This window comes from Cellvibrio mixtus subsp. mixtus J3-8 (assembly GCF_000766945.1).
Taxonomy (GTDB): Bacteria; Pseudomonadota; Gammaproteobacteria; order Pseudomonadales; family Cellvibrionaceae; genus Cellvibrio; species Cellvibrio mixtus_A.
This window is the reverse complement of sequence record NZ_KN266207.1, coordinates 157,829-183,769: the sequence shown is the minus strand read 5'-3', so window position 1 is coordinate 183,769 and position 25,941 is coordinate 157,829. Positions and strand designations below refer to the sequence as shown.

General features: G+C 44.7%; 15 protein-coding genes and 1 pseudogene. 6 read left to right on the top strand and 10 right to left on the bottom strand.

Translation table 11 applies throughout. The annotated features are described in order from the left end of the window. Positions 1-130 precede the first annotated feature (130 nt). Positions 131-868 (top strand): YbhB/YbcL family Raf kinase inhibitor-like protein, encoded by a 738-nt coding sequence (locus A596_RS22615; protein ID WP_084128085.1) that lies wholly within the window; start codon positions 131-133, stop codon positions 866-868. An 86-nt stretch (positions 869-954) separates the two neighbouring features. On the opposite strand, the gene A596_RS05865 is transcribed toward A596_RS22615, so the two are convergent. From A596_RS05865 to A596_RS05845, 4 genes are all read right to left on the bottom strand, one after another. Beyond that, complete coding sequence (locus tag A596_RS05865) at positions 955-1,440, bottom strand: VOC family protein (protein ID WP_039913228.1); 486 nt, start codon at positions 1,438-1,440, stop codon at positions 955-957. Between the two features lie 231 nt (positions 1,441-1,671). Then, the gene (locus tag A596_RS05860) at positions 1,672-2,067 is read right to left on the bottom strand and encodes a VOC family protein (protein WP_039913227.1); all 396 of its coding nucleotides are present in this window, start codon (positions 2,065-2,067) and stop codon (positions 1,672-1,674) included. Positions 2,068-2,251: 184 nt separating this feature from the next. After that, complete coding sequence (locus A596_RS05855) at positions 2,252-4,516, bottom strand: galactose-binding domain-containing protein (protein WP_052417273.1); 2,265 nt, start codon at positions 4,514-4,516, stop codon at positions 2,252-2,254. 362 nt (positions 4,517-4,878) lie between these two features. Further along, positions 4,879-6,651, bottom strand: a complete 1,773-nt coding sequence (locus tag A596_RS05845; RefSeq protein WP_235425628.1) for a cellulase family glycosylhydrolase — start codon at positions 6,649-6,651, stop codon at positions 4,879-4,881. Positions 6,652-7,029: 378 nt separating this feature from the next. Here A596_RS05845 and A596_RS05840 point away from each other — a divergent pair, with 378 nt between their 5' ends. Then, positions 7,030-8,193: an AraC family transcriptional regulator gene (locus A596_RS05840; protein WP_039913224.1), complete on the top strand. Its 1,164-nt coding sequence runs from the start codon at positions 7,030-7,032 to the stop codon at positions 8,191-8,193. A 392-nt stretch (positions 8,194-8,585) separates the two neighbouring features. On the opposite strand, the gene A596_RS05835 is transcribed toward A596_RS05840, so the two are convergent. The 5 genes from A596_RS05835 to A596_RS05815 form a co-directional block, all read right to left on the bottom strand. Further along, complete coding sequence (locus tag A596_RS05835; protein ID WP_039913223.1) at positions 8,586-12,980, bottom strand: glycosyl hydrolase; 4,395 nt, start codon at positions 12,978-12,980, stop codon at positions 8,586-8,588. A gap of 279 nt (positions 12,981-13,259) precedes the next feature. After that, on the bottom strand, positions 13,260-14,204 hold the full coding sequence (locus tag A596_RS05830; RefSeq protein WP_039913222.1) for an HAAS signaling domain-containing protein: 945 nt from the start codon (positions 14,202-14,204) through the stop codon (positions 13,260-13,262). Then, positions 14,191-14,535 (bottom strand): PadR family transcriptional regulator, encoded by a 345-nt coding sequence (locus A596_RS05825; protein WP_039913221.1) that lies wholly within the window; start codon positions 14,533-14,535, stop codon positions 14,191-14,193. Before A596_RS05825 ends, A596_RS05830 begins: the two co-directional genes overlap by 14 nt. Positions 14,536-14,722: 187 nt before the next feature. Further along, on the bottom strand, positions 14,723-16,882 hold the full coding sequence (locus A596_RS05820) for a TonB-dependent receptor (RefSeq protein ID WP_084128083.1): 2,160 nt from the start codon (positions 16,880-16,882) through the stop codon (positions 14,723-14,725). 56 nt (positions 16,883-16,938) lie between these two features. Next, positions 16,939-17,655 carry a response regulator gene (locus tag A596_RS05815; RefSeq protein ID WP_039913219.1) on the bottom strand — a complete coding sequence of 239 codons (717 nt, stop codon included), beginning with the start codon at positions 17,653-17,655 and terminating at the stop codon, positions 16,939-16,941. A gap of 383 nt (positions 17,656-18,038) precedes the next feature. Here A596_RS05815 and A596_RS05810 point away from each other — a divergent pair, with 383 nt between their 5' ends. The 3 genes from A596_RS05810 to A596_RS05800 all read left to right on the top strand — a co-directional run bounded on the left by A596_RS05810 (position 18,039) and on the right by A596_RS05800 (position 21,914). After that, positions 18,039-18,689 carry a GNAT family N-acetyltransferase gene (locus A596_RS05810; protein ID WP_039913218.1) on the top strand — a complete coding sequence of 217 codons (651 nt, stop codon included), beginning with the start codon at positions 18,039-18,041 and terminating at the stop codon, positions 18,687-18,689. Continuing rightward, entirely contained in the window at positions 18,658-20,751 is a 2,094-nt protein-coding gene (locus A596_RS21970) for a sensor histidine kinase (protein WP_052417272.1), read from the top strand. The genes A596_RS05810 and A596_RS21970 overlap by 32 nt, the downstream gene beginning before the upstream one ends. Before the next feature lie 188 nt (positions 20,752-20,939). Continuing rightward, positions 20,940-21,914, top strand: coding sequence for a response regulator (locus tag A596_RS05800; RefSeq protein ID WP_039913216.1), 975 nt, complete (start codon positions 20,940-20,942; stop codon positions 21,912-21,914). Positions 21,915-21,956: 42 nt separating this feature from the next. Here the strand turns inward: A596_RS05800 and A596_RS05795 are convergent, their stop codons facing one another. Then, entirely contained in the window at positions 21,957-22,397 is a 441-nt protein-coding gene (locus A596_RS05795; RefSeq protein WP_039913215.1) for a helix-turn-helix domain-containing protein, read from the bottom strand. Between the two features lie 739 nt (positions 22,398-23,136). On the opposite strand from A596_RS05795, the pseudogene ydiJ reads away from it, so the two are divergent. After that, positions 23,137-25,941: pseudogene (gene ydiJ / locus A596_RS05790) on the top strand (D-2-hydroxyglutarate dehydrogenase YdiJ); the annotation flags it as partial.

Below are 25,941 nucleotides of genomic sequence, written 5' to 3'. Positions count from 1 at the left end.
ATTTCATAGGCAGACAGTTTACCGCCAACATCGGCGGGTTTAATGAGTCCTTTTTTATAAAAAGAGACCTTTTTTAGTTTCAAGGTTTTTAGTCTGCAACCTCCGAATCTCAATCCAGCAAGGTTGCACTATGAGACATTTGTTTTTTTCGATATCACTTTCTGTATTTATCATTGGTTGTGGCGGTAACGGCGGTAGTGGCGGTGAAAAGTCGCCAATATTGTCTACCAGCAGCTCATCTTCTTTGATATCAGGTTCCTCTGGCGACAGTAGCTTCACGCAAAGTAGCTTGTCGATATCCAGTTTTTCGTCCAACAATAGCTCCACTATCAACAGCAGCTTTAGTTCAGCACTTTCATCATCCCAAAGCAGCTTATCCGATGCTATCCCGTTCACATTTACGTCCTCTGGTTTTGTATCCGGAGGAAAAATTCCGCTTCAGTATTCGTGTTTCGGTGGCGAGCTGAGCCCGCAATTGCAATGGGATATCAGTTCGTCTGAAATAAAAAGTTTTGTGCTCATCATGGAAGATTACGATGCAATTGCCCTGGTAGGTTATCCCTACGTTCACTGGAACATATACAACATTCCAGCGGATACCCGCACCATCGCTGAAGGAGCAACCCTGCGCGCGATGCCCGGTGGCAGCGTGGAAGGTGTAAATGATGACGGTGTACCTAAATATTCAGGGCCGTGCCCACCGGAAGGAACTGGCACTCATCGTTATTTCTTTGCACTTTACGCATTAAATAAAGAGAGTCTTCCGGTGAACACCAGTCGCCCCATGCGCCGCAATGACTTTGAAACCCAATATGCCAGCGCGATAATCCAGAAAGCTGAAATTACTGGCAGCTATTTATACAAATAAACATATCTGCTAATAAAACCCTTCGCTTAATATTTTCGCGGCTAACAGGACGGCCGCTTTTTTCTTATGATTGCTGGTACAGGTTTTCAACCACGAAGCGCTTTTTCAATTGAAGCGACATCAATTTTTTGCATGGTCATCATCGCATCAAACACGCGTTTGGCAACAACGGAATCAGGATGAGTAACGCCCCGGGATAATATAGTTGGTGTGATTTGCCAGGAAATGCCCCACTTGTCCTTGCACCAGCCGCATTCACTTTCCCGGCCACCATTATTAACGATAGCATTCCAGTAACGGTCTGTTTCAGCCTGGTCTTTGGTGGCGATTTGAAATGAAAACGCCTCACTGTGTTTGAACGTAGGGCCACCATTTAAACCGAGACAAGGGATTCCTAACACCGTGAACTCAACAGTTAGCACACTCCCTTGCTTACCTGATGGATAATCACCCGGTGCCAGGTTAATCGCGCTCACAAATGAATCAGGAAATGTTTCAGCGTAAAATCGCGCCGCTTCTTCTGCGTCACGATCGTACCAAAGGCAAATTGTATTTTTTGCTGGAGTAGTCATATCAAGTCTCCTTATAAAATTATACGGTGAAAATGCACGATATTAGTGGACATAATGAATCCCCTATTATGAAAAACGCAGATAACCATAACGATGGTATTCAGTAGTCGTTTCACTGGACCTGGATTCGACACCGCATTGAAAAATTAATTTAGAAAATTATTTCCGGCATTTATCTGCTTGCCAAAACAATAAATTGTAGTAAGTTATTCCACCATGCAAGCAAGTGGTTTACGTGCTGTAAGTATCCTTTTCAAACTCAATCAAACAAAAACCATGGCCGAAAGGATCTGAAAAGGTAATGCATTTTGAATGCAGCCATTCACTGCATTCTGATTCAATGATTGCACCTGCGCTTACGACGCGTTCAGTGGCTTGCCAAATATCATCAACTACTACATCAAAGTGAATGGGTGTCCAGTGCCGTTGGTAGTGGCGGGTTTCCGTGGAATATTTTGAGCATGCAGAACCTTCATCTTTTTTTAAAAGGTAAATGGTTGCCGATGCGCCTGCCAGTTCCGCAACATCATCGTCTAATTGCCGGTTAAGTTGCAGATTAAACGCTGAAGTATAGAAATCAATAGCGCGCTGCAGATCGGGCACATCGATATTAATAAGAAGATTCATTGGCACTCACCTCGGATAGAAATTAATAAATTCAACAAACACTGACGTTATCTGGAGCTGTTAGCGATATAAATTCCAGGCGTTTCTACACGGACAATAAATACCGGATATTAAATCCATTACTTTTATTGCAGATACAAAAAAGGCGGCAAAAGCCGCCTCTCCTTAAGAACCAACGCCAGGATCAATACACTTCAAAATCCCATAACGAATAACCGTAGCCCGTACCGCGCGCCGTAGCATTGATGCGTACGTAACGACCCGAACCACTTACGGTTAACTCATCAATTGCACCATCGCCATTGGTGACTGTGTGGATGGTTGTCCAGGTCACATTGTCTGCTGATGTTTGCACTTGATAGTTTTTTCCAAAAGCGCCTTCCCAATTAAGCTTTACCCGGCTAATACTTTGCACTGAACCGAGATCGACTTTAATCCATTGCGGATCACTCCATTGGCTTGCCCAACGGGTATTTATATCGCCATCGACAGCTTGCGCGGCATTCCATGCCGCACCTTCATCGCTCGAGGATGTTGCCGGTTTATTCAATGCTTTGTTGGTGTTAGCGGGGGGAGTAATTCCACCGCTGCCATACACTTCAAAATCAAACAGGGAATAGCCATAACCGGTTCCGCGTTGTGTGCCGTTCAAGCGCACATAGCGGCCAGTGCCTGATGCAGTAATATCATCCACACCGCCGTCACCGGTTGTAGTGGAATAGATAGTGGTCCAATTCACTTTGTCTTCCGACACCTGGATTTGATAGGACTTGCCATAAGCCGCTTCCCATTTTAATAACACGCGATTAATGGTTTTGCTGCTGCCGAGATCCACATAAATCCACTGTGCATCGGTCCATTGGCTGGCCCAGCGTGAATTAGTATTACCATCCACCGCTTGCGTTGCGGACATGCCGTCATTTTCCGATGATGAGGCAACGGCGGGTTTATTTAACGCGAGATTGGTGTTGTCTCCCGGTTGATTGGGCGTAGTTGGAGGCAGCACCGGTGGTTTACCGCCGCCCAATGAATACACACGCACCCAATCAATTAAGGTAGATGCTGGGAAAACCGCTTCAGGAACAATTCCACCGCCATAAGTGAACCCGGATTGACCACCGACACCCGAACTTAAAATCAAATACATTTGGTGTTCGAACGGATGCCATTCAGGAAAGTGGTTGGAATATTCTGAAATATATGTACGTTTGCCGTTGCGAATTTCCGTGCGCGCAGAATCGTTGCCATCGGCCGGTGGGAATGCGCCGCCATCATTTAAATAATGGATGTGGTACACATTGCCATCCACATAAAATTCGATGCGGTCGTTATGCCAATTCACACCGTAAGTGTGCCAGCCCCAGCTTCCTGCGTTTTGATCATTCGCTGCTGGCGGATAATTACCGTAGCCGGGGTTACGCAAATTACTGCTCCAGCGCGTGGAGGTTTGGCCATCCACGGCATTTGCTGCCGATAAATCCGGAGCTTGTAAAGAAGAAACAGTAACAGGACGATTCAATGCGAGATTAGTGCCCGCTGAATTTTTAATTTCAAATTCAAACAGCGAATAACTCCACTCTGTCGCGCGCTCGGTGCCATACATGCGTACGTAACGGCCATTGCCATTTGCGTTGATAACATCAATGCCGCCGTCACCCGTTGTAGTGGAATACACATCAGTCCAATTCACTTGATCATTGGAAATTTGAATTTTGTAAGTTTTTCCGTAAGCGCCTTCCCAATTTAACACCACTTGATTGAACGCTTGTGCGCTGCCTAAATCAACTTGAATCCACTCGGGCTCGTCGGGACCTTGTTTGTCTTTAAAGCTGTAATAACCGCCGAGATGACCATGATTCCAATCCTGGTACGCATTATTTTCCCAGAACCAGGCGTAATGCACTGTACCCAAATTGTGGAAGGGAATTGAACCGACATATTCCATAATGTCCACTTCGCCACCTTGTGGCCACATCAGGTGATCTTCCCCTGCTGGAATTTCATTGGGCATCATCCAGAACGCAAAGCCCTGCCCTTTATATTTCACATCTTTCGCCCATACCCGCGCTTCAATTTTATAACCGGGGCCGAACGCCACTTTGCCGGCGGTATTGATACGGCCGCTGGTGTAATCCTTATCGATATAAAATTCCTTGCGTGTCGTGATAGCCAAGGCACCACCGTCTGCGCCGGCGATGCCCTGTTTAATGCTGATATTTTCCGGGCGATCCGTTGCGCGATCCAATTGGCCTGTACCCCAGTCACCATTAATACCCGTACCGGTTTCGATATTCCAGGCGTTCAAGTCCAACCGGGTACCGTTAAATTCATCACTCCATATTAATGTTTGTGCGTGTGCAGTTGCGGCGCCAAACGTTGATAAGGCAATCGCCAGGGGCAATAAGCGGCGCATATACTTTTTTAAGCGGGTCTGTTTCATGTTATTCATCTTATGTTCCTGCTGTCATTTTTGGTCTTGTGGCAAAAAAGTTAAACACTTTTGGTGCCAGTGCATCAACAGCAACTCCTGTTATTGTTGAATCGCAAAAATTGTGCAAATAAAAAAACAGCAGCGCGTTCGAACAGCAACAACGAACGCAAAAAAAATGGTTCGTTTGCTTGCCGCCAAACAAACGCACATTATTTTGTAATTGTTCACACCACTAGTGGGCAACAATTCAAAAATCAAAAGAATAAGAGGAAAATAAAAACGCCGCGCAAAAAAATTGGAAAATAAAAAAGGGAGCCCGAAGGCTCCCGAGGGGATAGCTCAATCGATAAACGATTTGCTAAACAGCACGAGAAAAAACATCAAGGGTGTAACACTAACGAGTGGAGATTATACGCACCAGCGCTTGAGTAAATCCGTAACTTGTTGGCACCTTGTAACAATTTGACACTTGAAATCGTTACTGATTGATAATTTTGTGATGCAGGTACATTTATGTCGATATTTGAATTTTGATTATTCACACTCACATTAATTTTGCCGCCGTCTGTTGATGCTTTAACAACCGCACTTAACTCATAAAGTCCGGCTTCATCAACTTGTACTGTATATTCCAACCATTCAGCTGTTTCAAAATGATTAACAACATAAGATTTTTTTGTCACATCAAATTCAATATCCACACCCTCATTGCGATAAGTAGTGCCACGATTCCACAGCGTACGCTCTTTACCGGTCGCAACGTGGTAATTGGCGGCGTCCTGGTCCCAATACGCAACACCACTGCGACCCATATCAAAATCCACCGCCAGCACCGTGCCGCCGGATTTTTTTATGCGATGATTTTTATACGGTATGCTGGTGTGTGAATAAGGCTGGCGGAACATGGCATCAATCACTTCCGGGTGAAATTGATTATTTTCAAAACGAATATCTTCCGCTAATTGCAATAACGCTTTTTTTGCAAAAGCTGTAGATGGTTTTTCACCTTTACCATTCAAATAGTCGACAATTTTTACATAGTCTGCATTGGGTTTTACTTCCAGTGGATTATTAAAGCCAAGTTTTTTCAATGGCCACCAGGCCCAACCAATGCCTTGTGATTCCACTAATTCAATCGCATCAGTAAACCAGAGATTGGAATTTTCACCGGACTCGCCCAGCCAGACCGGCATGTTGTATTTTTCACGCAGCGCCAAATGACCATTAATATCCGCCACAGTGTTGTTGTTCCAATATTTGTGGAAACTCAATACCAGGTTTTTGTTTGTTTCCTGTTTATCCCACAAGGGCAAAACGCCAGCGTAATTATTGCCCCAGCAATTGCCTTCAATAATCACAATGTGTTTGTCATCCACTTCACGAATGGCTTTGGTTACATCCTGCAATAATTTTTTCAGCGGCGCATTTTTGGTTTCTTTACAACCGTTTTTATCGGCGACGTTTTCAAAACCCCAGTTGGGTTCATTAATAATGTCGTAAGCACCAACAGAGGGTTCATTGGCATAACGTTGCGCAAGTTTGCGCCAGAGCGCGATCATTTTTTGCTGGTTGGCTTCACTTTGCCAGAGTGATGGCGTGTTCGGGTTGCGGTCAGAAATGGCGAAATCATTGCCCTGCCCGCCGGGTGCAGCATGCAAATCCAGAATCACATACATATTATTGGCTTTGGCCCAGGCGATTAATTGATCAGTTATCGCAAAACCCTGCTCCAGCCAGGTGTTTTGTCCGGCGACCGGCTCCTGTTCAATCGGCAAGGTATAGAGGTTGAAATGCATGGGCAGGCGCACTGAATTAAATCCCCATTGCGCCATCGCATCAATATCGGCTTTGGTGGTGTGATTGGCGAGCCAGGCGTTATAAAACTCGTCCGTCGCTTCTTTACCAGCCAGCTCTTCAAATTTTGCACGTATCACATGCTGCTGCCCAAGATTACCCAGCTTGAGCATGTAACCCTCCTGCAGCATCCAACCGCCCAATCCCATACCGCGCAGCAACACTTTTTCGCCCTGCTCGTTCACGATGTAATGACCTTCTGCGCGCAAAAAACTTTGCGCATTGGCATAAACACTGACAATGAAACTGAAACCCAGGAGAACGATGGATTGAAGAACTGTGCACTTAATCGATTTCACAAAAATACCTCTTACTGCATTTATTGCCCCCTTACTAATAATTTTATGGCGTAAGGGATTTTTGTGATGCCAGTTTAGTTATCTACAGCTACATAAGCGTTCGAATAAAGCCCAGCCGAACGCATTTACCTCCCAGTTTTGACATACTGTCGTGGAGAAACTGGTACAAATAGAAAAAAGAAATGAATAAACAAGGATTTAGCGGATTCGCAGAAAAAACACTCTGCTGTAAAGAATTGTCATACGCGATGATGGATGGGCAATAATGACGAGATGATTTGTGCGGCAATTTTCTCTCCGTAGCGGGTGATTGCTCTATACTCAAACGCACCGCATGCGGCCAAACTATAACGATAACCAACCTGATCACCGGTCAACATGAACGAAACTATTTTTAATATTCACGACCTGGTCCTGATGATGACCGCCGTGCAATGTGCCTGCTTCGCAGTGCTGCTACTTGTCACCAATCCCCCACAAAATAAAAGCAATTATTTCCTGGCGGCGTTTTTGCTCGCCCATGCCTTTATCCCCATCCATGAACTGGTGCTGTGGGGTGCCGATTTCAAAATGATCGCGCTCGATAATTATCCGCGTTTGTTTTTGTGGATTGGCTTTGGCTATTACGTGGATGCGGTATTGCTGTACCTCTATATCAAATCCCTGGTGTACCAGGATTTCACCCTGCGCAAACGCGACGCCCTGCATTTGATTCCGCTCGGGTGCTTTGCCTTGTTCCTCGGCCTCACTTTTTATAATCACAGCCTGCAAGAACGCATCATGCTGATTGATGATGATATTTACATGTACAGCCCGGCTTATTTAATTGTGGATTTTTTATGCAAAGCCGCGCGTATCGGTTATTGCGTTGCGTGTTTGTGGCTGATTGCAAAATATCGCGATCAATTAAAAACCACCCACTCCAATATTGAGCGAGTGGATATTCGCTGGCTGGTATCGTTAGTCATCGGCTTCCTGATTATTGTGGTGACCGAAGCCTCACTTGCCTGTGCAAAAATCCTGCATCTGTTTATCGGTTTCCATCCGCACTGGTTCGAAATTATTGGCCTCACCGGTTACTACGTGGTGTTCGTGCTGGTGCTCGCACTGGTATTTACCAGCATGCGTTACTTTTCCGGCTTTATCGCCGTTAATCAAAAAGACCAGCATAAAAAACCGGCCGAAGAGAAATTACTCAACACCGGTTTTGCCGAACGCATCGACGCCGCCATGCGCGAACATAAACCCCATCTGCAACCGGATTTGACATTGGATATGCTGGCAGAAGCACTGGATATCCCTGCGCGCGATCTATCACTGGTCTTCAACCGCCATTTTGACAGCAACTTCTACGAATTTATTAACCGCTATCGCATCGAGGAAGCACAAAAAATGCTCGCCGATCCAAAGCATAAAACCAAAACCATCACCCACATTTACCTGGATGCGGGCTTTAACAGCAAATCGGTATTCAATACGTTTTTCAAGAAACACGTGGGGCAAACGCCTTCGGAATATCGTCAGGCACATTTGCCGCAGTAGTGGTGGGTGTTAAAAAAATCGCTTTTTTCTGGGGAGTCGTGAGGCCCACCCCTACCTGCAAAAATGCTCACACTGTAGGTTGCCGGTGAGGAACGAACCGCAACATTCGTGCTCACAGATGGCACCGTTTATGAATAAAAAATCAATTAACAGCACACGTATTTTGGTTTAGCGGTTGCGGAGGCATGATCATGTTGCGGTTCGTTCCTCACCAGCAACCTACGAAGCACCTTGCATCAAATTACGCGCGAAATTGTAGGTTGTGGTGGGCTGAGCTTGCGAACCGTAACATGACAAAATTTCCAGGAAAATAATATCCGAAACCAAATAAAAAACCGCACGAAATGAGTTTTCGCGCGGTTTTTTTGTTACAGCACTGACGTTATTGCAGATTAATAAACTTCAAAATCCCACAATGAAATTCCGTAACCGTTAGCGCGGGTTATACCGAGGATGCGCACATAACGGCCAGTACCGGAGACCGCATGGTCATCCACACCACCGTCGCTATTCGCTTCAGATTTTATTGTGGTCCAATTAGTCGCATCGTTAGACACCTGGATGTTATAGGCTTTGGCGTAGGCACCTTCCCATTTCAGAAATACGCGCGAAATGGTTTTGCTGCTGCCAAGATCCACGTAAATCCATTGGTTATCGATAAATTGGCTGGCCCAACGCGTACCCGTATTGCCATCGACAGCTTGTGGTGCCGAGTTACCACCCCACTCGTCTGATGAGGCAACAGCCGGGCGATTCAATGCGAGATTCACAGTGCCCGCCGCGCTGCTAACAACAGAACTACTAACGACGGAACTACTAACAACAGAACTACTCGCGACACTAATTGAGCTTTTTGATGAGCTTGAGGCAACAGCAATATTATTCACCTGGAAGTCATACAGCGAATAACCGTAACCGGTGCCGCGCTCAGTTCCATACACACGCACATAACGACCAGTGCCGGAAACATTCAACACTTCACGACCACCAACACCTGTGGTGGTTTGGTAAATAGTTGTCCAGCTCGCACCATTGGTTGATGTCTGGATTGAGTAGCTTTTGCCGTAAGCAGACTCCCATTGCAATACGATCTGGTTGAAGCTGTGGCTCGCGCCCAGATCTACCATAATCCATTGCGGATCAGCAGAAATACTTGCCCAACGTGTTGTTGTGCTCGCATCGGTTGCATTACCGGCGGCCCAGGTTTCGCCCTCAGTTGTTGATGCAACTGTCGGGCGATTTAATGCAAGGTTTCCAAACGGAGTTACCGTCACGCTGCTGGACGAACTGGCAACTGGCGATGATGATTTTGAAGAACTCACAACGGAACTTGATGAGCTTTTTACCGACGAGCTGCTCAAACTTTTACTGGATGAGCTGAGAGAAACACTGCTGGCGCTTCGTGATGAAGACGTTGCCACGCTGGAACTGCTTGCAGAAGCAACAGTAAATTTCACCCAGTTCACATTAATCGCCTGGTTAAATACCAAACGCAATTTGTGTGCGCCCGCCGTTAAGGCGAGTTGTGAATTTACGGTAGCCCAGGTTTGCAATCCGCCGGTTGATGCAACATTGATTACCGCTTTTTGCACACCATCTACCAACACATTTATGGTGCCGGATGCTTCACTCGCAACACGCAAATTCACATCGTAATTTGCAGCAGAACCCGTCACGTTATATTCCACCCACTCACCGGCAGCAACATCACTCAGGTTAAGGAAACCGGAAACGTCTTTGGTTTCTTCTACACGAATGCCGTTACGGGTTGCGTAATTTTCTGCTTGCACCAGTTTCGGTAATGTGTGAACGCTAGTATCGCCGTGAACGGGCATATTCACATAAATATTACCGAGCTCAGCTAACACACCGGATTGACGATAATCAAACAAACCGTTGAATGGATGGCCATTACGACGACCGGTGAACCAGGCGTAACGTTGCATATCTGCATTGTTTTCAAATGAATCCACCACTTGAATCAGCATGCGTTTTTGGTCGTCCAATGTTTTTACGGTTTCCCACGCGGAGAATTCAGTCATCCAGATTGGCTTGCCGTATTTTTTAAATTCATTCACGTACCACTCAACACCGTTAACATCTGGCATATAAGCGTGGATAGAAATTGCATCCACTTTACAGGTTGGGCAGAGCCGGAAGAAATCATCGAAGTAATCGAATGGACTGTAATAGGTAGTGCCATTTTCCGTTACGCAATTACCGCAATAGTTCATCGCTACGCTGACAATTTTCAAACCGAATTCATTGGCGATTGCTTCCAGGCGCGGCCATTGTGCAACCGCTTGCGATGGCGTCATGTTTGCTTGATCGATAAAGTTCGGTTCGTTGAACGCGAGGATATATTTCACATCCGGATGTGCGGCAATATATGCGCGCATCGCTTGATCATTGAAATTTCCGTTCCATGCCATCGGCACAAACTCAACACCGTATTGTTGGTACACATCTTTCACTGCCAGGTCCGGACTGTGGCTCCAGTTGTACCACCAGCTGATGCCTTTGGAAATTACTGCAAGATCTTCTACGGAGTGCGTGCCGTAACCCAAGCCGCGTTTTTTACTTTTGCCAGTTTTACCGAAATCTTTATCAACAAAGATTACGGTTTTTGCAGTTGAATTTAATTCGCCATCACTTACCGTCAGCATTACGTGATAAGAACCTTCACTGGTGTAGGTGTGGTTTGTGGTTGCACCAGTGCCGGTACTGCCATCACCAAAATCCCAACTATAGGTTAATGCATCCCCATTTACGTCAACCGATTTAGTGCCATCAAACGTAACAATTGCTGGCGCAATACCGCCCATAATGGAGGTTTTTACCGCTGCCGATGGAGCGCGATTTACCACAGTGCCGTTGGTGCCCGGATCTTTCGCCGCTTGACCGCCAGAGAGATAAACATCATCGATACTGATACCCGCCGTTTCACCACCACCAAGCACTTGCAACAACTGGCGCACATCAAATAAATCCAGGTCTTTCGCGAGTTCACTCACCGGGATTTGGATTTCATGCCATTGGCCATCGCGTGCAAAACCGTAAGGATCGTTGCCGGCTTTGAAATTAATCCATTTCTGGCCGATGCCATTCAATGGCCCACTTTTGAATCCGATCTGGAAATCGCCGGTATGGGTAGTTTTTAACGAGAAATGCAATTTCGCGTTGGGATTATCAAACGCCGTGAGGTTAAAACCATCGCGCGCGGTCAAGCCCATGCCGTACCAGCCTTTGCCGGTAGATTTCAAATGCAATGCCGAATTGCCTTCTTTATTGGCACCGGTTTCCAGTGTGAGGGTGTTGTCCCACAGGAATAAATCGCCGCTCACACCAAACGCAAATTCACCCGCGTTTTTGTGATCGGGTGTTTCAGTGTAAATACCGAAATTACCAAATTCAGGCGCTTGCAACGCGATGCTTTCGGTCAGATAAATATTGTCGAAGGCAATTTCCATGGCGGCGGCTGGTGCCGGGCCAAATACGCTGAAAAATGTTTTGATGGTTTCAAAATCCAGGTTGCAAAATTTGCTCAGCGGAATTGCAACGTGATGCCAGTTGCCATCGCGCACCAATCCGTATTGATCGCCACCTTCATTGAAATCCACTTTGCCATCACCACCGGAAGTACTCGCCATACCGATGCTGAAGCTGCTGGTGGAACTGGTTTTGATATCCAGGTGCAAATAGCCGTGTTTGTAGTTGCGCATGTTGTAGTCTTTGTGGACCAACCCCATGCCCCACCAGTTGCCCGGTGCAATCGAATACGCCAATGCACCGCTGCCTTCCGACGGTGTGATGGCGATATTGGTCATATTGTTCCAAACGTAAAGGCTGGTGCGATCCCCCCAGTTCAACTCGTTCAATACCGGAGTGGTTTCTGTGCTTACACCGAAGTTGCCGCTGGGCAAATCATCGCTCGCCACCGTTAATTCGGTATTGGCATTTGCATAGAGGCGAACGTAATCGATGTACATTTTTGCAGGAAATGGCGCGGTGATTTGCGCGGGGTCGGTGATCTCTACAAAATTAAACCCGCCCACAGCCAGGTTCAAAATAATGGAGGCCGGGTTATCGCGGAATTCCGCCATGTTCGGATCGGTGATATCCATGGTGAAATAGGGGTTGCCATCCACACTGATGGTCACCTTGCTCGGTGTCCAATCGAGTTTGTAGGTGTGGTAATCCTCATAAAGGTTGACGGGCAATGTGGTAGATGCGGCGCTATCCGCCTGTAGCCAGTCACTCCAGGTTCCCGATTCATGCCACCAGTGCAGCGCGGCAGAAACAGATTTGTTTACGGTGCCGTTGGTTTGTGCCGATTTATAACCGGCTTCGAGGATGTCCCACTCGCCGGATTTGGGCCAGCCATCCAGGCCGAAGTTGGTACCCAACATCCAGAATGCGGGCCAGAGGCCGTTATCAAGACGCGGGATTTTGATGCGCGCTTCCAGGGTTCCGTATTTAAACGCAACACGGCCATTGGTGTGCAAACGCGCAGAGGTAAATTGTTTGCCTTCATAGGCTTCGCGTTTGGCTTCGATAACCAGTTTGCCATCTTCTATATAGGCGTTTTCACTGCGCGCGGTGTAGTACTGGAGTTCGCCGTTACCGTTGCCATCGCCGCCGACTTTGTAAGACCAGGTTGAGTTATCGATTCGAGTCCCGTTGAATTCGTCTGCCCAGATGGGCGATTGTGCATAGCTATTGGCCGCTGCCAAACCAACACTCAGGGCGAGGATGCCCGGTGTTAATAACCGCAAGGGAGTTTTCATGGTAATACCTGTTTATGGTTATTGGATTGCTTTTATTAGTGGTTCTCTCTGCTCGATTAACCGTTGGTGCAGTTAAGTCGATGATGAGAGTTTCCACCCGATTTCCACCACAGGCGTTCTACTGAAAGGATCGTTGAAATTATTTTAGGTTTGGCTGGTTTGCGGCATCCGAACTCCGCAAACCAGCCCTATTTTGCTTGCAACTAAAGCGTCCCACTTTATGGTTTTGTTATCCCGATCACGTGATTTCTCTGACAACAATCATTATCGAGCCATTTATTATCGTGACAGCTGCCAGGCGCGATACATACTCCAACCCGCCATAAACACCAACCATATACCAACCCAGAACAAGCCGATTCCAATAACTTCATTGCCAATCCTCAGGGCTTCCACATGTTCTTGTGTAGTAGAGGTATCAACAACGATGGGTTTCAAGCGGCTAACGAGCAGCAAAGGTATCGCGATAGCACCATTGATTGCTGCTTCTATTATTAAGGTCGAAACCATCCAGTACCGGTAAACCAGTTTCCACAACCCAACGATCAAAGAGGCAATAATGATTGCCGACAAGATCGGAATCCATTGTTGTACCGGTTCAGTAAAGGCGATTGTCAGGTTGGCCAATTGGCCCGATGGAATCCATAAGGCGTAGTTCAGCAACAACAGGAAAAATAAATCAGTTGTGAAATCGACACTTTGTTCGCACGCGCTGATTCTCTGCCAACCGCGCGTTACCGGCGGCAACTTTTCTGGTGACCAGCACTGATAAGGGTCGAAATACGGTTTACCACCAACCGGGTTACTCAGCAGATAAAATACGCCCGTCACCGAAGCAAACATAATCAGTGCTTTGCCGATGATTTCATGAACAAAGTTCCATATCGCCAAATTCCCGCTATTGAGAAAATGCACGCCGAATTGAATCAAAGCGAGGATAAATACCAGGATCAAGCCGTAATGCAATGCTCTCTTATAAAGAGGGAAGAGTTCAGGGCTGACCAACTGTTGGCCAGTCAAAAAACTTCCCGCCACTTTTTGCGGATGGCCGAGTGCAACCAAAACAGCCGATATCTCAGCATCAGTGGGTGCACGCCCCTGCTCTTCAGAAATAGCTTCAAGCTTATCGAGGATGTTGGCGCGCAGTTCGCGGGTAATTTCATCGCGACGGCTTTCCGGTAATGCTTGCGCTACCGCATTCATATAACGATCAATCAGGTCCATTTCCGGCCTCCAATATTTTGCTCACGTGATTGTTCAACTGCTGCCACTCGGCAGTCAGGCTTTCCAGCAAACCCGCACCTTCAGGGGATAACTGGTAATAGCGACGCTCTCGCCCCTCCCCCTGTTGCCATTCACTGGTTAACAATCCCTGGTCAGCCAAACGGCGCACCAAGGGATAAAGTGTTCCTTCATCAATATCCAAACCAACATCTTGTAATTGCTTGCGCAAGGAATAGCCATAATGTGGTTTCCGTAAAGACCCCAATACTGCCAATACCAAAATCCCGCGCCGCAACTCCTGCCTGAGTTTTTCAAACTGTTCATCCGACATACTGTGCCTCATATACTATGCAATACACAGTAATTACTATGTTACACACAGTATTATTTTGCAAGGTTTTTCTGGAGTATTTTTTGAACAGCCAATAAGCAGTTGATATTGCAGGGAAATAGGTGAAAAACCCGGATTGGCTAGCCAATCCGGGTTCAAATGAAAGGAGTTTTAATTATGCAAAAGATTAATTGAAAAAGTATTTAAGCTCTAACCCGTACGTGCGAGGCGAATTGTAAACACCTCTCGGGACACCTAAAAAAGATACTGACTTCTGCCGCAAACTGATGTCATCAGCAAGGTTTTTCACCCACAGTGAGATATCCCATGAATCATCAACCTTGATTCCCAAACGAGCATTGGTGAGGCTGCGACCGGGAATTCTATTACCTGGCAGATTGTTGGGGTTGGAAAAGTAGTCGTCGGTATAACCGTAATCAATGTGGGAATACATTTTTGCCTCACTGAATACCGGTCTGCTGTAATCCAATGCTACAAAATAATTATTTTTAGGCGCGTAAGGCAAATAGTGATCGTCATAATTTTTCCCTATGCCGCCACCATTTTGGAATTCATCAAACCTGGCACTGGTATAGGCGGTGTTGACACTGAATTGCAAATGTTCGGTAAGTGCCGCACTAATATCCAGTTCAACGCCTTTACTGGTGACCTTGCCTGCATTGGTCAATGACAACACGGTTCCGTTAGTTGCCTGTGTTGGTAAAAATTGAAACACCTGGAAATCATCGAATTTAGTTACAAACGTAGACACATTCACCGTAAGGCGACGATCAAAGAATAATGATTTTGCTCCGGCTTCATAATTCACCGCATATTCGGGATCAAACTGGAAATTCTCCAGCGTGGTAATAAAATCAGCATTCCAACCACCGCTTTTATAGCCGCGCGCAACGCTGGTATAGAGCAACACATCGGGGGTTATTTGGAAATTAAGCCCCAGCTTTGGCAACCATTCGTTAAACGTTTTTTGATCGGTTAAATGGCTCGTATTTATAAACATTTTGGTTGAGTCAATGCTGGAGTAATCGATATCTTTTGTTTCATTCACGTAGCGGACACCCGCAGTCAAACTCCAGCGTGCATCAAAATAATAATTGCCGTGAAGAAACATAGAGGCAGATTCTACCTCCGCTGATGCAGGTGTTTGCACTCGCCCGTTGGGAGCCAACAGAAATACCGGACCGGTAATCGCCTGCCGCTCAGTAGAAATATCCTGATTGAGAAAATAAGCACCGACCACATAATCCCACGACTCATTTTTGGGTGAAGCCAATCTGATTTCCTGGCTGATTTGGTCACTTTGCTCATCAAAAATGCTAACCGCTACATTTAATGGCGAATAATCCTCTTCACTCAACTCACGAAATTCATTACTACGAAAACCGGTAATAGATGTCCATTTATAATTTTCCGGCGTTTCATAGACGGCTTCGATGGTTGCACCTTTCAATTCACGTTGTTCAAATTCATCGGCGTTGTGCGCTACGACAAAAGGCTCCGGCGCAAGCGTAAAACCATTAAACATTCCATTACCAAGGGCCTCGGCATTGGTCGACTTATCTTCATCCTTTAAATAATCAAAACCAATATCGACAATTAACTGATCAACACCAACATAACGAAACTTTAATTTTGCGGTATCGCGGTTGGCGCCCTGCAATTCGCGATCAAGCGTAATATTACGGATGTAACCATCCTGTTCACTCGTGCCTAACAACACGCTGACAAAAAGATCATCCGAGAGCGGCGCATTAACTTTCCCGGTAACAGCAGCCAAACCATAATTCCCGGTATTGGCCAGCAATTCGGCGCTAAACGTATCTTCCGGTTTTTGGGTAATTATATTAATAGAACCCGCCAGGGCATTGGTGCCAGACAAGGTTCCCTGGGGACCGCGCAATACTTCTATGTGGGCAACATCCAGCAGCCCCTGATCAAAGCTGGAAGAACGTCCGGTTAATACGCCATCGACATAAACAGCAACCCGCGCGTTGGTGCCAATATTCCGCGCGTAGTCACCAACTCCCCGGATGGTAATTTCACCACGGGTATTCCTGTCACCACTGCCAAAATTTAACGACGGTATAGCGCCTTCCATTTCCGTTAGCGAACTGGCACCAACCCGATCAATCAATTGCTTGTCATAAACGCCAATAGCCAGGGGAATATTTTGAACGGACTCCTCACGCATTTGCGCTGTAACCAGAACTTCATCCACAACTGGCGCAGCTTGAGACCACACCATCGTGCTGGAGGAGGAACCAACTAGTAGACCGGCCAGACAAAAACCTTTTGAAGACAGGATTCTTTTAATTGTTATACCCATGAACGAACGGTGCCCCCGGCTTTACAGTTTTGTCGCTTAAAGATGAACTGGAGATGTTACGCATTTAGTGATTGGGATCGCAATAACTTTTGTAAGCTCTTTAGGGTTAGCGGTTTTTCGAGGAAATCAGTAAACCCCATGGCTAACAATCCGGATCGATTGGCACCTATAGGCAAACTGGTCAAACCGATGATAATCGTTTCACTGCTGATACGGGGACGCAGCGCAATGGTAGCCTGCTCACCGTTCATTTTAGGCATGTGCAAATCCATCAAAATCAAGTCGTAATGCTTTTGCTCACACAAACTAATGGCTTCCAATCCATTTTTAGCAAAGTCCACGTCATAAAGCGGTGTCAGTAAACTCTCACCTATATCGCGATGGACAGCTTCATCATCCACTAACAAGACAGTTCTAATTGCAACAGTCCTTACTGGTATTCCAGATCCACCGTCAAACTCGGGAGGATTCGTAACAGAGGCAAAATTATTGGCCTGGTGCAACATCGAGGCAGATAACAGGTTTATTTTTTTTTGAACGAGCTGCAAATTTGATTGCATTATGTCAGGTGCCGTTAGGAGGGCATCGATCAACGTTTCATCATTTGGTAACAAATGACGCAGCTCCGGAGATTGCACCAACGTGGTGATAATTGCTGGCAAATGTTTGGCTAGAAGCTCGGCCTTCATTTTGGAAATTACTAATGGCGTAGCAATATCATGAAAGAGAGTTTCGACGCTTTGTTGTTCATATTGATCTTGTTTATCTGTCATCGTTACTAACCATGGGATGTGAATTAACGAATTCCTGAATATTTTCCCTGCCCCTTCAAAGATAACAGTCCCAAATAGCTACCTTTTTAAGAATTATTGGATCGCCCTCTCAAAAAAACTGTTACAGCATAGGCATCTTATTCACCCTGGTCGCTGTCTTAAACTGACGAAAGTCAGCATCTCGTAAATCATTTCACAACTTACATGCTCGTTACAAAAGGATTGTTTTAGAGCGAACATTTTTTAAGCATAATGGAGTTCGACGCCAAATCAAAAAAATCTGGCGTCACTTTTTTCTGGTATGTCGCTTAAAACATCCACAAAGACTTACAAATAAAGACTTTCAAACAACTCTACTGAAAAATTAAATAAGGGGTATCAAAATGTTAAATTCCGCAATCCAAAGACAAGAAGTTCACCAAAACGATTATTATAGCGTTGTTGCCAAAGGCCCTATGCTAGACAGGGTATATTCCATGCGTTACAAAAGTTATGGCGCAGAAGGGTACATTGAAGAAAATTCGTCGCTAAAATTCATTGACGAATATGATGGAAAGCCTAACAGTGTGTGCTTTCTGGCTTATCATAGAAATAATATCGTTGGTTCAATAAGAGCATGTGTATATGATCCAAGTAAAGGGGCTGGCATTCCCATCATGGAATGTTTCGAAAAGGAAATACGAAATACAATTGGGTATGACAATGTATTTTTAGAACCCAACAAATTTGTTATAGACCCTCAATTCCAAAGAAGGGGGGGAATTCAAGCTCGTTTCTTGCTTCTGGGTACTGCAGTTGAGGAAGCAGCACGGCAAAAAGCCAGTAATATTGTAGTCGCAGTTCGCACTGAGCATATTAAGTTTTATCAAATGTTCGGTGGAAGGCTTGCATCAGAAGAAAAGTCGTACCCTCACCTCAATTTCAAAACAGTATTGATGATCTGTGACGATGTTGAAAAATGTAGGGCCTTTATCAGAAGCAAAGTGGAAATCATAGAAAAGAATGATCCAGTACTTAATTACGGCACTGTTTGATCTTGGGTTAGCTGGGTTAGCTTTTTCCAAAAAAGATAACCCTGCCGCCAAGGCATTGGCATTCCTTTTACTCGCCTTGAGTATTTGGTTACTAGAGCTTTTCTTGCTAACGACAATAACCAATGTTTATCTACTGGATATTCTTTTTCACATCACCCGTGGAGGTATGTTTTTCATTCCTTTTGGCTTTGCTCTATTAACCTGGAGGTTAGTCGGTGGCAGGTCAAAAAAATTTAAAAATGTTTTTATAATTTTTGGAGCTTTTTTTAGTTGTGCATTGTGGTTTTTAAACATGTTCATATTTCCATCTGAACTGAAAGAAACTGATAGTGGGTACCTTCCTCAGCTAGATACAATTTATTATGTTTTTATTGGTTATTTGGTATGGTGTTTTGTAGGCTCAATTTGTTTGGTTGGACTCTCTTACAACACATCTTCAAACCGGGAAAAACAACGCCTCAAATGGCTACTTATAACGCTGCTGGTAAGTTTTAGTTGCGGCTTAATTGTCCTGTTTTCAATGCCAACCGGCTTGGAATTTTACTTATCCAAATTTGTTGGCATCATTACTAACATTCTTTTTGTTTCCTTATTATTTTATTCAACAATTCAACACAACCTGATGGACATTAGGCTTGCACTAAGCCTGGGGTTAACCAAGGCTATTTTATTAGCTTTTTTTGTGTGGATGTATTTCGTTGTTACCTCAGTGGTAGGTGATCACACGCAGTCTATTGGCGGGGTATTAACCCTGCTTGCATTTCTTGTATTAATGCTAGAAGCCTACCCCCGATTATTAAAATGGATTCTACCCAGCGCAAAAAAAATACTGGTAAAAAATAGTTACGATTTTGACCAAGTCAAAGCAGAAACTGAATACGATCTCAAAAATTCAATCAGCTTCTCCATGATGCAAGATGTTATGGATCACCTTCTGCTGCGAATCATAAAATTAAATGACTATAAAATTTTAATGGTTCAACAAGACGGCTTACTGTCAAGCGAAAGTAACTACCACCACAATGTTTTTTTGTTTGACACCGTCTCGGAAGATAGTCCTCTCCTGGCATACTGCGCCTTGCAAACACAATTGATCATGGCCGATGAGATGCCGGAAGCATTGCAAATTGAAATGAAAAAATATAACGCATCTTTATGTTTCCCGGTATTTTCAGATAACAAAGTATTAGCAATTGTACTCGTTGGTAATCCCACGAGCTTTTCCTATTATCGTTACGAAGATCTCAAAATTTTCGAGTGGCTCAAATCGGAGCTAGGACAAGTATTTAGCCGCTTAATTCGCCTGAACCACATGCAAGATCAGCTCGGTGAAGCCAAAAAGACCCTATCAATGCTCAGTTTAATGAACCATTACCATCACGATATTAAAGTACCTTTCGCTATTATCGATGGTGTACTTTCAAATGATATTTATGATCGCGACAAACAAAGAGACATAGTATTGGAACAAGTCGAACGTGGATCGCGGCTTATCGCTACGATGGCAAGTATTCTTGGTGGAAAACATAAACGACGCATCCAACCTTGCGCGCTTGAATCCGTGGTGCAAGATTGTCTTTATTTATTCGAAAAATCATTTGATAAAGTTGAATATGACTTTGGGGGCACCCCTAAAATCAGAGGTGATGCGGAAGACCTGAAAATCCTTTTTATTAACCTGATTAAAAATGCTGCCGAAGCGCGCCGCGATAACCACGATCTTGTACTTCATATAAAATCATGGATCGAAGATGGAAATATATTTCTTTCTGTAAAAGATAATGGCACGGGAATGTCAGAACAACAACTTGCCTCTTTATGGGAGCCTGGCCTTAGTGCTAAAAAATTTGGTAATGGCATTGGGATGCAGGCCATCAAGCGCATTGTTGATGAGCACAATGCACGCATAGAGGTCAAAAGCAGCCTTGAAAAAGGTTCAGAATTTAAATTATGTTTTTTTGCGACACAGATCGCACTGGAGGAGCCCCAAGGTGAAACAGCTAAAGATGAACTCGCTGAGCGGCGCGCAACTTATCTTGTTGAAAAAAGAAACAGTCAATAAACAAACTAAATTGCTGACATACCAGATGGCATATTAAAATAGAATGAGCATCTCGTTAACCAGGCAACCATAAAATCCTTATGCTGGCTCCACAGCTCACCATAATTGACATACAATATTCCCATAAGTGTAGCTATTTACCTTACTATATAAGCTTCTAAATCATCAATCACTGCGGGATAGCTGGCGTGAAATCTAAAATTCCTCTTTACTTTTATCCAACGCAAATTGTATTTGTCGATGATAATCGTGAGTTTCTGGATACGTTATCCGTGACATTCTCCAAGCACTTTAATGTCAAATCCTTTGATGATACAGATGCTGCCTTAAAATATATAAATGAGCACCAAAGAGAGGCGCAACTCATCGCCAACGATGAGAAACCCAAGCTGCAGGGCGACTCAGACGCTTGGGTAAAACAAGTACTCACCCATCAAAATATCAAACGATTTGATGAACTGCGAATAAAAGAGGTGTCAGTGCTCGTAGTTGATTATTCAATGCCATCAATGAATGGCATTGAGTTTTGCGAGAAAATAAAAAATTCAGCAATCAAGAAAATATTATTAACTGGTTATGCAACGCCAACAGAAGCGGTCAGGGCATTTAACAACAATACCATTCATTATTACCTTAAAAAGAATGATGAGAATATGCTGCATGAGCTAAAAGAAGCCATTAACCAACTGCAACATTCTTACTTTAACGATTTGTCAAGCAGCCTTAAGACTGAGGCGATAGATAGCAGCACTCCTTTTTTTGCCGACCCTAAGCTAGCTCGCTATTTTGAGGAGGCATGCGAAACACTCGGTGTCAGCGAATATTACTATCTTATCAATCCGTCCAGATTTGAGTTGCGCACACGAGATGAAAAAACGTTCTCTTGCGTTATTTACACCGAAGAAGATATTCAGGAGCATGTACAAATTTTACAAGAAGAAGGGGCGCCAGATGAACTCTATAAGGCAATTGCATCTCGCAATTTTGTGCCTTTATTTCATACAGCAGATGGGTTTTACGAACCAGGAATGGAAAATGCGATTTTGAATATACACCCGGCAACACGCATACAGGGAACGGTTAACTATTATTGCGCTGTCATTAGTGATGCACCAGCATCAGCCAGCCTACCGATTAAAGCTCCCACTGGAATACTACATTAACCAGTAAGGGAAGAGATCCATCTCTACCATCTTACAAATAAATCAAGCCTGATAATCTCTGAACAGTTTACGGAATGTACTGGGAGATAATCCTGTCCAACGCTTGAAGGCATTGGTAAAGCTGGTTCTGTCAGAAAAGTCCAGTGCCCTGGATACAAGATCAACGCTCATATTGTCATCAATAAGATATTTGATAGCATAATGAAACCGCAGATCGTCACGCAATTGAGCAAAATTGGTATTTTGACTTTGTAAACGGCGCTGCAATGTACGCTTGGTTAAATGCAGGTCCGATGCAATTTGTTCTATTGATAAATCAGTACGCCCAACACGTTGATGCAATGCATCAACAACCCGCGCAGAAACACCCTCACAGTGAGGAATTTGCGCCAGAGTCAAATACTCCTGATACGTATGAATAGGCGGTTGGGACAGCTCCCCATCAAGCAGAGCGTTACCGTAGTTGCGTTGTAGCTGAATCATTTAAGCCGCTCCTTACATCTTTAGGTAAATATGAAAACCAATCGAGACAATCCCTGCAGTTGCATCAAAAAACTGCATACTGCGCTTGGCCCGATCATAACATAATCATTTTGATGCAGTCTCTAGCTACTTAAGCGGCGCGGGATAATTGCCAAATGAGATATATCTTCGTTGCAACCTTAAAAGAAGCGACAAAAATCAAATTAGTCGTAATTATTTTTGCACTTTCCTTTTTGGTTTTGACCTGCATTTGACGCATAAAGAAGCATCAATATCCGATATATAAAGGGTGATCAAGCCAATACCGTGATCATTAGCAATCGCCCGAACCTATCAATGTTTAGCAAACACTTCTTTTAAAGAAACTTATTTTCTTTAATTCAATATTCGTTTTTGAAATATAAAAGAACAAAAATATTCACATATTTTTTATCGCGCATTTAAGACCAGCGAGGTGTTCACCCCCAATAGTTTTAAAAGCTTATTAAGCTTCTCTGTCTTTAGTAAAAGCATAAGACTGGGGGGTAATGAGACGTTTTACAACAATATGCCCATTTCCCTTAGGAGATGCTTTTTGACGCCCCCCCTCTACCCAATCCGCACACAACAGCAGATCAAAAAACACGCAAACAGCACTACACTGACTTATTACCGAGGCGACTTTGGCACTCTATCAAGGTAGAATGCGCACCTACTTTTGCCTTTATGAACTTTCTTTTTTGTTGGTTGTTTAAGTCCCATGATTCCACGTATAAACCAGACCTCCCCTACCCAAACCTTATACCTGGGCTTTATTAATGCCCTGCGCGACGCAGGTTTCAGTGGTGACCTCAACCCGGACTACGCCAACCGCACAGTACTTGCAACAGATAACTCGATTTATCAGGTACTACCGCAAGGGGTGCTTTACCCACGCAATACGGCAGATCTGGTAAAGATTGCCAAACTTAGCCAGCAACCGGAGTTTCATACCATAGTGCTCAGTCCGCGTGGTGGTGGCACAGGCACCAATGGGCAATCGCTTACGGACGGATTGGTAGTAGACACCTCCAAGTACATGAACAAGATCCTGGAAATCAATGCCGAGGAACGTTGGGTCAGAGTCCAATGCGGTGTGGTTAAGGATCAACTCAATGCCGCCATTAAGCCCCATGGATTATTTTTTGCGCCAGAGTTATCAACCAGCAATCGCGCCACTATCGGCGGTATGATCAACACCGACGCCTCCGGCCAAGGCTCTTGCCGTTATGGCAAAACCCGTGATCATGTGCTGGAACTAACTACTGTTTTTCTGGATGGCAGCCTCTGGACATCTAGCGCCGTTGAAGAACGTGAACTGGAAGACTTATGGAAACGAGATGACCGTGTAGGTGAAGCTCACCGTGTGGTGGATGCGATCCAGCGCGAACATAGCGGCCTTATTGAACAAAAATTTCCAAAGCTCAATCGCTGCCTGACAGGCTACGACCTTGCACACATTCGCGATGAACAAGGCCGCTTCAATTTAAACAATATTTTATGTGGTAGCGAAGGCACACTCGGTTTTATTGCCGAAGCAAAAATTAATTTATTACCTATCCCCAAATTCAGCGCTCTGATCAACGTTAATTATCGCGACTTTAATGTTGCACTGCGCGATGCTACTGAGCTGATGAAAGCGAATCCCACATCCATTGAAACTGTGGATTCAAAAGTATTAAACCTCGCAATGAATGATATCGTCTGGCACAGTGTGGCAGAGTTTTTCCCTGCACCAGTGAATGGAGAAAAAATCCAGGGTATAAATCTGGTCGAATACACTGCGGACTCTGAAGCTGAACTAAATACAGAAGTAAAAAAACTCACTGATTTGCTTGATCAATTTGCCCTGGATATTACCACCGGCCGTATCAGCTACTCCGTTGCCTGGGGTAGCGATGCTGTCAATAAAATCTGGGGGATGCGCAAGAAAGCCGTAGGCCTGCTCGGGAATGTCGAAGGTGAAATTCGCCCCGTCCCGTTTGTGGAAGATACTGCGGTTCCCCCGGAGAACCTTGCTGATTTTATTTTCGAATTCCGCGCAGTTCTGGATGAGCATAAATTAACGTATGGCATGTTTGGCCATGTGGATGCCGGTGTTTTGCACGTGCGCCCCGCTCTGGATATGAAAGATCCTGCGCAGGAAAAAATGGTGCGTATCATTACCGACAAAGTTGTCGCCCTCACTCAAAAATACAATGGCTTGCTCTGGGGCGAACACGGCAAAGGCGTTCGCTCCGAATATGCACCAGCATTTTTTGGCGAGCTATATCCCCAAATCCAGCGTATTAAAGCTGTTTTCGATCCGTACAATCAATTAAATCCTGGCAAAATTGCTACACCCGCAGCAAGTATTGAACTATCCAAAATTGATGGCGTACCTACTCGCGGCCAGCAAGACCGTAAAATTATGGTGCAAGTTTGGGATGGGTATAGTGAAGGTGTACATTGTAACGGCAATGGTCTTTGTTATAACTGGAACCCTAACGATGCCATGTGCCCAAGCTGGAAAGGCACGCGCGAACGCAAACACTCCCCTAAAGGCCGCGCATCATTAATGCGTGAATGGCTTAAACAAATGAGTGAGCGTGGAGTTAACGTTATAGAAGAAAGTAAAAAACTAAAACGTGCGAGCTTTATTTTCAATTTGCCAATACGCATTGCAAATACAATAGGAAAACGTAAAGGCGAATACGATTTTTCCCATGAAGTACATGAATCGATGGCTGGTTGTCTCGCTTGCAAATCTTGCGTAGGACAATGTCCTATTAAAGTCGACGTGCCAGAATTCCGTGCAAAATTCCTTGAGCTTTATTACAGCCGTTATTTACGCCCGCTTAAAGACTATTTTATTGGTGGACTGGAATTTATGGTTCCAACTCTCGCCAAATTCCCATGGGCGTATAACTTGTTGATGAAACCGCAATTTATGCAGAAAGTGATGGAGCGTTTTATCGGCATGGTCGACAGTCCTTTACTAACCGGTATCAATCTGCACAAAGCCGCTGAAAAACTGGGCGTTAGCTATGCAACACTGGAAAACATAGCACAATTAACACCTGCTGAAAAAAACAAAGCTGTCATTTTAGTACAGGACGCTTTTACCAGTTATTTTGAAACACCGCTGGTCATTGATACATTGAAGCTGCTTAAAAAATTGGGATTCATCCCATTATTAGCTCCGTTCAAACCCAATGGTAAGCCATTACAAGTTCACGGTTTCCTTAAGGCATTTGCCAAAGCTGCCGACGCAAATGCTACACAGTTAAATGGAATTGCTTCCTCAGGTATTCCTCTAATCGGCATTGAGCCAGCAATGACATTGGCTTATCGCGCCGAATATAAAAAAGTGTTGGGCGATAATGCCCCTAAAGTGTTTTTGATTCAGGAGTGGCTAGTTAAACACGCTGAACAGCTGGGTGAAAAATCACGGGATTTCAAAACCGATAACTTTTCCTTGCTTGCACACTGTACCGAAAAAACGAATGCAGTGAGTTCAATTAAAGATTGGCAAACAGTGTTCGGC

Excerpts from the sequence above, each read along its gene's own strand:
- A596_RS05860 (WP_039913227.1), bottom strand. The coding sequence starts at position 2,067 with ATGAATCTTCTTATTAATATCGATGTGCCCGATCTGCAGCGCGCTATT.
- A596_RS22615 (WP_084128085.1), top strand. The coding sequence starts at position 131 with ATGAGACATTTGTTTTTTTCGATATCACTTTCTGTATTTATCATTGGT.
- A596_RS05835 (WP_039913223.1), bottom strand. The coding sequence starts at position 12,980 with ATGAAAACTCCCTTGCGGTTATTAACACCGGGCATCCTCGCCCTGAGT.
- A596_RS05825 (WP_039913221.1), bottom strand. The coding sequence starts at position 14,535 with ATGTCGGATGAACAGTTTGAAAAACTCAGGCAGGAGTTGCGGCGCGGG.
- A596_RS05795 (WP_039913215.1), bottom strand. The coding sequence starts at position 22,397 with ATGATTCAGCTACAACGCAACTACGGTAACGCTCTGCTTGATGGGGAG.
- A596_RS05810 (WP_039913218.1), top strand. The coding sequence starts at position 18,039 with ATGTTAAATTCCGCAATCCAAAGACAAGAAGTTCACCAAAACGATTAT.
- A596_RS05830 (WP_039913222.1), bottom strand. The coding sequence starts at position 14,204 with ATGGACCTGATTGATCGTTATATGAATGCGGTAGCGCAAGCATTACCG.
- A596_RS21970 (WP_052417272.1), top strand. The coding sequence starts at position 18,658 with ATGATCCAGTACTTAATTACGGCACTGTTTGATCTTGGGTTAGCTGGG.
- A596_RS05855 (WP_052417273.1), bottom strand. The coding sequence starts at position 4,516 with ATGAATAACATGAAACAGACCCGCTTAAAAAAGTATATGCGCCGCTTA.
- A596_RS05840 (WP_039913224.1), top strand. The coding sequence starts at position 7,030 with ATGAACGAAACTATTTTTAATATTCACGACCTGGTCCTGATGATGACC.
- A596_RS05820 (WP_084128083.1), bottom strand. The coding sequence starts at position 16,882 with ATGGGTATAACAATTAAAAGAATCCTGTCTTCAAAAGGTTTTTGTCTG.
- A596_RS05815 (WP_039913219.1), bottom strand. The coding sequence starts at position 17,655 with ATGACAGATAAACAAGATCAATATGAACAACAAAGCGTCGAAACTCTC.
- A596_RS05865 (WP_039913228.1), bottom strand. The coding sequence starts at position 1,440 with ATGACTACTCCAGCAAAAAATACAATTTGCCTTTGGTACGATCGTGAC.